The sequence below is a fragment of the Roseibium sp. AWQ4_254 genome (assembly GCF_056161025.1).
Genome location: NZ_JBSWYH010000084.1, coordinates 1 through 1,133, shown reverse-complemented (window position 1 = coordinate 1,133; position 1,133 = coordinate 1). Strand labels below are relative to the sequence as shown.

Here is a 1,133-nt window from a genome sequence, read left to right as displayed (position 1 = left end):
ATCAACGAACTCATGCCTTGGTGTTACGCTGCAAAAGCAGCGTAACAGAGCGCGTCGCCGCCATGAAGACCGGCTTCACCGGACGGACACGATCAACTGTCATTGTTTTACAAAGAGATTTTCGGCTTCGTAGAGAGACGCGCTCCAAGGCGGCTTTCTGGAACAGCCGTGTCTCGCGGAAATGGGCTGCCGGACAACGATATCTACTCGATCTGGCTGAACTTACCTGCTGACAATGAACCGTTCTTGGAGATCATGGAGTATACCACCACAGCCGATAGGGGCATCCCCGCTGTGAACGATCCCGGTTATGGCCACTTGGCGTTCGAGGTCTGCGATCTGTACCGGACGATTGAAAAATTGCTGCGGTTTGGTGGGGCCTTGCAAGGCGACGTCACGAACTTTGGCACTGAAGAACGGCCACATTTGATAGTCTATGCCCGAGATTGTGAAGGCAACATTCTGGAGCTGGAGCAACCATCAATCGCTGAAAGCGGTCTGTGAACTGGTCCTGACCGACGGCAGCTTCGTCCGCCCTTTTCAGGGTTTCGCTTGCCGTGCAACAAAGGCGGTTTGCAGGACAAGCACTGGAGAATGACCACATTGCGGGCGTGAAGCGGGCGCGTGATACCAACCTCACCAAATAAGCCCCTATTGGACCGTGACATGAGAACGTTCCGCAAGGTGCGTGTCACGGGGCGATGTCGGGCAGCGTCCAGAACGCGCGACACGGCAGAACGCTCTCATACCGTGGCCGTCGGTGGCTCTTTCAGGCCCGTCGGGCTGTGTCGCACTGCTTGCCCGGCCAACCTGGCCGACCTGCGCGCCTTTCCTTGCCGGTAAACCTGAAAAACCATCCAACAGGGTCTTATGTGTTGCGGGCAGTCTTACGTATTCGACCCGTGGATTGCCTGGATAACGGCGTCGGTCACTTCGCGCGTCGTTGCGTTGCCGCCGACATCGGGCGTGAGGATACCTGCATCGCAAACCCGCTCCACGGCGGTCATCAGGCGCCGGCTGGATTCCTGTTCGCCCAGGTGATCCAGCATCTGAGAGGCCGTCCAGAACGTTGCCACGGGATTGGCAATGCCCTTGCCGGTTATGTCAAAAGCCGATCCGTGAATGGGTTCGAA

At 57.4% G+C, this 1,133-nt stretch carries 2 protein-coding genes; one reads left to right on the top strand and one right to left on the bottom strand.

Going from position 1 to position 1,133, the window contains the following annotated elements; all coding sequences use genetic code 11:
• Positions 1-102: 102 nt before the first annotated feature.
• Positions 103-504 carry a VOC family protein gene (locus tag ACXAIC_RS24710; protein ID WP_475187087.1) on the top strand — a complete coding sequence of 134 codons (402 nt, stop codon included), beginning with the start codon at positions 103-105 and terminating at the stop codon, positions 502-504.
• 383 nt (positions 505-887) lie between these two features.
• On the opposite strand, the gene ACXAIC_RS24705 is transcribed toward ACXAIC_RS24710, so the two are convergent.
• A partial coding sequence (locus tag ACXAIC_RS24705) for an isocitrate/isopropylmalate family dehydrogenase (RefSeq protein WP_475187084.1) occupies positions 888-1,133 on the bottom strand: 246 nt, incomplete at its 5' end.